Origin of the sequence: Vibrio sp. 10N.261.55.A7, assembly GCF_002877365.1 — a bacterium.
Classification (GTDB): Bacteria; Pseudomonadota; Gammaproteobacteria; order Enterobacterales; family Vibrionaceae; genus Vibrio.
This window is the reverse complement of record NZ_MCWZ01000110.1, coordinates 1-6,335: the sequence shown is the minus strand read 5'-3', so window position 1 is coordinate 6,335 and position 6,335 is coordinate 1. Positions and strand designations below refer to the sequence as shown.

General features: G+C 42.1%; 4 protein-coding genes. 2 read left to right on the top strand and 2 right to left on the bottom strand.

All coding sequences use genetic code 11. The features are described from left to right. Nucleotides 1-64: 64 nt before the first annotated feature. Nucleotides 65-1,945 (top strand): methyl-accepting chemotaxis protein, encoded by a 1,881-nt coding sequence (locus tag BCU12_RS07875; protein WP_102403789.1) that lies wholly within the window; start codon nt 65-67, stop codon nt 1,943-1,945. Between the two features lie 348 nt (nt 1,946-2,293). Continuing rightward, a complete protein-coding gene (locus BCU12_RS07870; protein ID WP_102403788.1) occupies nt 2,294-4,420 on the top strand; it encodes a GGDEF domain-containing protein in 2,127 nt (708 codons plus the stop codon). Between the two features lie 50 nt (nt 4,421-4,470). On the opposite strand, the gene BCU12_RS07865 is transcribed toward BCU12_RS07870, so the two are convergent. Further along, nucleotides 4,471-5,448, bottom strand: a complete 978-nt coding sequence (locus BCU12_RS07865; RefSeq protein WP_102403787.1) for a lipid A-modifier LpxR family protein — start codon at nt 5,446-5,448, stop codon at nt 4,471-4,473. 188 nt (nt 5,449-5,636) lie between these two features. Then, nucleotides 5,637-6,335: glycine radical domain-containing protein (locus BCU12_RS07860; RefSeq protein WP_277871261.1), on the bottom strand; the 699-nt coding region annotated here is incomplete at its 5' end.

Genomic DNA, 6,335 nt, shown 5'->3' with positions numbered 1-6,335 from the left:
ATAATAAACAAGTTACTTATATTTCGCTTAATCTATTTATCTAAATGATAAATAAGGGTATGTCATGGAAGTTTTTGCTCTATCTCAACGACAAAAAATCACGTTGTTTTTGGTTGTTTTATCTATTGGATTCATTTGCCTTGGTGTTTTCACCTCTAGTCGGTTGTCGATTATGGGGACTCAGTATCACAGTAGCGGACAAGTCGCTGCAGGGTCTATTGCTATTCATAAAACACAAAGTGAGCTTTTAACCATTGCTGCTGAACTTGATAAAGTCACGGCAGCCGATGCGCAGCATGTGAGAGATAAAGTCGAGAAAATTAAAGGTCTCGTTTCTAACAACTCGGTTTTCTTGAAAGAGCTCAAATTGGTGAATGAGGCGGATGATTTAACTGGAAGTGTTGAGCGGTTTTATCAATCACTGATGCCTTGGTTAGAGATCAAATCAGAACTAGGCTTCAATGTTGATGAAGGTAAATTGGGCCAATTGAAAGGCCTCGCTGCAACGATTGAGATGAAAATAGAAGAAACCGGAATGGTCACGCTAAATTCTGACTTTCAAGTGATGATCAAAGCGCAACAAAACTACCTTCTACAACCGAACGAGCAAAACCTGAAACTGTTCAATCGAGCCATGGCTGGTTTCGTCAATATGTCCAACACGTACGCAATGTTAGACCTTTATGAAAAAGAAATTGATGTTATGAAAGAGACGTTTATGCGTGTGGCCGACCTTTCTCAGCAAATAGGAACGACAGAAGAGCAGTTATTTCAAAGTGAGTCACGCCTGACAACGGTGATTAAAAATGTGACTGATATTCTGGCTGGGATAACCACTGAGTATGAAAACAATGCCGAAAACAGCGCCACTCAAACTCAATGGTATGTTCTTATTGCGTGTGCTTTGCTCGCGGTCTTCACGATAGCGATCTTTATCACGATCAGTGTCACGCTAACACGTTCCGTAAAGCAAACTGGTTCAATTCTCTCAGAAGTGGCTAAAGGTAACTTGTCACAAAGAATGGAAATTGGAGAGAATGCGAATGATGAATTTAATCAGCTCGCGATGACGATCAACGAGAGCTGTGAAAACTTAGGCGAGTTGGTCAAAGGTGTTCAGCACAGCAGTAACGCGTTATCTCAAGATGCTGCCGAGCTTAATAATGGTATAGATACGCTTGTTCACAACCAGTCGAAGGTTTTGGGCCAGACTGAACTGTTAGCTTCGGCAACGGAAGAGGTGAGTGTCACCACTCAAGAGGTTTCAAATTCGTTAGAGTTTGTCGCCGATATTAGTAAGTCTTCTACTCAGGCGGCTGAAGATGGTGGGACAGTGATTAAAGCGGCCATTGATTCTTTAGAAGACGTCAATAGTATTCTTCAATCCGCTGCCGGACATATTCAGCAGCTGGAAACGGCCTCTTCAAAAGTTGACTCGGTCATGGAGATCATCAATGGAATCGCTGAACAAACCAACTTACTGGCACTGAATGCAGCCATTGAAGCGGCTCGGGCAGGAGAGCAAGGGAGAGGTTTTGCTGTTGTTGCTGATGAAGTAAGAAACCTTGCAGTACGCACCGTTGATGCTGTTAGCGAGATTTCTGGCACCATTGAAACGATGAAAAAAGAGAGTGCTGAAGTGATTCAGTACATCGGACAGTCCGAAAGCTCAATCCACGCAGGCCAACAAAAGGGTCATGAGGCAATGGAAGCGCTCAACCAAATCACAGAGAAAGCGGACGATGCAGCGCATCAGACTGAAGTGATATTTGCTTCCATTAGAGAGTTGGCGACAACCAGTCAATCAATGGCAAACAACATGATAGAGATATCTTCAGCGATGAAGGAATTAGAACATAACAATGAGCAGTTGCGTCAAACTAGCCAATTGGTGGATCAGCGCTCAAGTAATTTAAATACTGACTGTGAGCGCTTTACTATTTAGAGCGTTTCTAAGAAGAATATACGAACGGTTGCTTTTAATACTCCATCATCCACTTTGGTGCGTTTATGAAAGGCTCCTTCAGCTGTGAGCGTCTGCCCATCTTATATCTAATAGAGTTGCTGGTATTCCAAAGTCAGTGACTAAGGCTTAACCGAAATATGACCAACGTATTGCTTCTTTTCGCACTTGCAACCAGCGTAATACAGTGAAGAAACAGAGAAAGTAACACCCAGAGAATATTGAATATTAAGCACAATACTTTAGTTGTTGTGGTTAGTTTTTGGATTAGTTGACAAGTATGTATGATAATCAAGTCATACAGTAATTCTATTATTCGATAGTGAGCAAATGACGGAACCTGCTAATTTATCTACGACTTCATTGCATACTGCCGCGATATCGCTGCGGAATCTTGATAAGGATGAACGGAAAATCAATGAGTTGGCTCATAATATGTCAGTAAGTTTGAAGACTTCTCTGGCTGTTAAGGGGGTACAGATTTGTGATTTATCTACTAAAAAATTGGATTTTGCTCATGACGGTGAAACTTTAAACAAAGATACGCTGGCTGACCAATGGGAGTCTTTTTTTCATTGGACTGATTCGATTAATGAGAAAAAAGGCATGTTTACTGTTCCAATAAATATGCTAAACACAACAAATGAACTTGCTTACGATATATGTATATTAAGTCGTGATGAAGAGGGGCATTTTGCACTGGTCGTTGTATATCGCCCCGACAGTGAGTGGCGAAAAGAATCACAGCATATACCAATGTTTACGTTGTTGCTGCAGAACTACTGGCAACAGCGGCAGTCAGAAATCTCGTCAAGAAATGCTCGTAAGCGGATAGATAAACAGTATGGAATCGTATTAGACCAGCTAAAAGGTGAAACAAGAAAAAACCAAGCGATGGAGATCGTAGCGACAGGTTTGGCTGAATTGGCTGCTTGTCGTGATGAATACCAGTTGCTGCAACAAAGCATTCATATTCTTCATGAAAAATTGGGTATCGATAGGGCTGGAGCGTTTGTCATCGATGTGAAAGAAAACCAGTATCGTGGCGTTTACGGAATTGACCCTGATGGAGTGTATCGTGATGAAAGCCAAGATGTGTATAAATTTACGCAGCTACCATTATCGTTTTCAACGGTACTTTTTGATGAGGAGAAGTTGCTTCATGTCGAAGATAATATAACGTTGTATTATGTCGATCAGCCTGTTGGCGTTGGCTGGAATGGTATGGTGGTACTTCGAAATGAGCAAGAACCATTAGGTTGGTTTGCTATGGACAACCTCTCTAGCAAACAACCGTTCGACGTGAATTTAAATGAAGCGTTTAATATTTTCGGTAAGACAGTCGCCCGTTTTCTTGTAGAAATTCGTCATAATTCTCAAATTAGAATGTTAGGTAAGGCCTTGAGCTTTATGTCACAGGCAGAAAATACGCACGACCTATGTCGTCATGCCGTGGAATTTGCGGTTGAGCAATTAGATATTGATCGAGTCGGTCTTTTCCTCCCTATTGATGGTGATATTAGTCAGGTACAAGGTACATACGGTGTTGATACCGAGGGTAATATTAGTGATGAATCACATATTGTTCTGGCTATGCCTGAGAACGAACTCAATTTATTAGCACAAGATACGCCAAACAAGTTGTTTGTACTAGATGACATGCCACTCTATTACAACAATGAAGTTGTTGGTAATGGTTGGAATGCGTGTATTTTAGTTCGCGTAAATGATGTTAATGCGGTCTGTGTATTTGCTGATAATTTGGTGCATAAACGGGTGTTAACGAGTCAACGCAAGCAGTTGCTGCAGCTGTTTTGTAATAATGTTGGTGAAATGGTGATGCGAATTAGGGGACAAGAATCTTTAATCGAAGCTAACAATTCACTAGAGAGACGAATTGCAGAGCGCACACATGAACTTGAAGTTGTAAATCGAAAATTAAACAGTATCGCGCAACATGATATGTTGACCATGCTCAAAAACAGACGCGCGTATGAAGAAGAACTGACTAAGTCTTGGCTTCAACAATGGCGATCGGCCGGTTATTTGTCTTTAGCTGTTATGGATTTGGATGGCTTTAAAATGGTGAATGATACGTACGGTCATCAAGCTGGCGATGAACTTCTGCAACTATTATCAAAATTCTTACAATTATTTTGTCACCGTGCATCAGAAACAGTTTTTCGTTTAGGTGGTGACGAGTTTGCGGTTATTCTAGTTGGCGTTATGCCCGAATCTGCTTTTTCTCATTTGGATAAATTACGTAAAAGTTTCAGCGGAATACTGGAAGAACAGTATGAAACTGTGACACTTTCTATTGGTTTAGTCTCCGTTATCCCAAGGGATAAAAAGATACAGGAAGATTTTTTCGCTCTTGCAGACGAGGCGCTTTATCAAGCCAAAAAACAAGGGAAAAACTGTTGTATAAGTAAAGATATGACGCGTGTGAATCAATAGCGCTACAAATGAGCGCTAATAATTCATATACAAGGACATGGTAAGTTTTATTAGAAGAACGCAAACAGTGAAAGTCCACCAGTGCCGTATATGGAGCTTGGCGCTTCTTTATAATCTGGTGTCTTCGCGGTGAATGTCAGGCTAGCGCCAACGTATTGGTTATACCAAACGGCACCCATAACGGCCGTGGATTGCCAGTTCTCTAATGTCGTTGGGTAGTTTTCCGGGTCAGAAATGTTTGGTCTTTCGCCCTCAATTGTCACGTCATTGAAACGATATCTACCTTCAATACCTGTAAAGAGAAACCATGCTGAATTTGAAGCACCAATCATACCAGGGCGAAACGGATTTTCTGTCGTGATATTAGCTGCGCCCATGTTACCCCCTAGGTCAGTACCCCATCGCAACATCAGCCCAGTAGATAAATCACTTCTAAAGCTACCCACATTCCCTTCACTCACGTTTGAAAATTCGAGTTCCGTACCGCCATATGAATTATATCGGGCAAGGTTAAAGTGAGAAAGGTAACCAACACTACCAACCATACCTTCATCTACTTGGTAATCCCAGCCGTTGGGGTCGTCTGAACCCGTAATACTGTGCACGAGCTTTTGTGCTTGCCCGGCCAATGAATTCTCACCCGTTGTACCAATCGTCAGGTTGAATCGCTGGGCTTGCTGTGGATGAAGGCTAATGAAATTAAACTCACCGTGGAAGTAACCCGCGTAAGGTCGATCGTTAGCCAGAGGAACAGACACTTCTATGTCTGATGGCGTCCACATTTTGTGCCCTAGTGTGAACTCAAATTTATCAAGAGACGTTGCTCCCCAGGCAGACAAACTTAACGGTGTCAGTAGCCAAGGCGTGTTAATCGCCCCAGATGTATAGGAGAGAAATAGGCCGTTGGTATAGTCTTGGTCAACACCAAAGATGCCATCGTTATCTAACGAAAAGGCGATGGTGGAACGCTCAGATGCGGAAACATTTGAAGAGGCAATAATTAATGCTAGGAAAAAACGAGACTTCATTCTACTTCTACGGCTATTGGTCGATTCTCGATAGTACAGCAAAACCAGGACCAGTGTAATAAATTGAAATAACAGTAGATAAAATTGTGCGATCACTCAAATTGCGATTATTTGACGCCCAAAACAGGTAATTCATAGCAATAAAAAACCCCGCATGAGCGGGGTTTTTCTATTCATCAAATTCTAGATTATAGAGATTCAGTGAATGTACGAGCGATTACGTCAGCTTGTTGCTCTTTCGTTAAAGAGTTAAAGCGAACAGCGTAACCAGATACGCGAATAGTAAGCTGAGGGTATTTCTCAGGGTGCTTAACAGCGTCTTCTAAAGTGCCACGGTTAAGAACGTTTACGTTTAGGTGTTGACCACCTTCAATGCCAGTTTCATGGTGGAAGTAACCATCCATTAGACCTGCAAGGTTAGCGCGTTGGCTGTCTTCTTCTTTACCTAGTGCGTTAGGCACGATAGAGAAAGTGTAAGAGATACCATCTTGAGCATCAGCAAACGGTAGTTTACCTACAGACGTTAGTGAAGCTACAGCACCTTTCTCATCACGACCGTGCATTGGGTTAGCACCAGGAGCGAAAGGAGCACCAGCACGACGACCGTCTGGAGTGTTACCTGTCTTCTTACCGTATACAACGTTAGATGTAATAGTAAGAACTGACTGTGTAGGAACAGCGTCACGGTAAGTTTTAAGTTTACGGATCTTGTTCATGAACGTAGAAACAAGTGCACATGCAATGTCATCAACGCGAGCATCGTTGTTACCGAATTTAGGGTAATCGCCTTCGATTTCAAAATCAGTTGCGATGCCGTCTTCGTCACGAATTGGTTTAACTGTCGCGTACTTAATAGCAGACAGTGAGTCAGCTGCAACAGATAGGCC

Coding starts and splice junctions, on each gene's coding strand:
- BCU12_RS07865 (WP_102403787.1), bottom strand. CDS start 5,448: ATGAAGTCTCGTTTTTTCCTAGCATTAATTATTGCCTCTTCAAATGTT.
- BCU12_RS07870 (WP_102403788.1), top strand. CDS start 2,294: ATGACGGAACCTGCTAATTTATCTACGACTTCATTGCATACTGCCGCG.
- BCU12_RS07875 (WP_102403789.1), top strand. CDS start 65: ATGGAAGTTTTTGCTCTATCTCAACGACAAAAAATCACGTTGTTTTTG.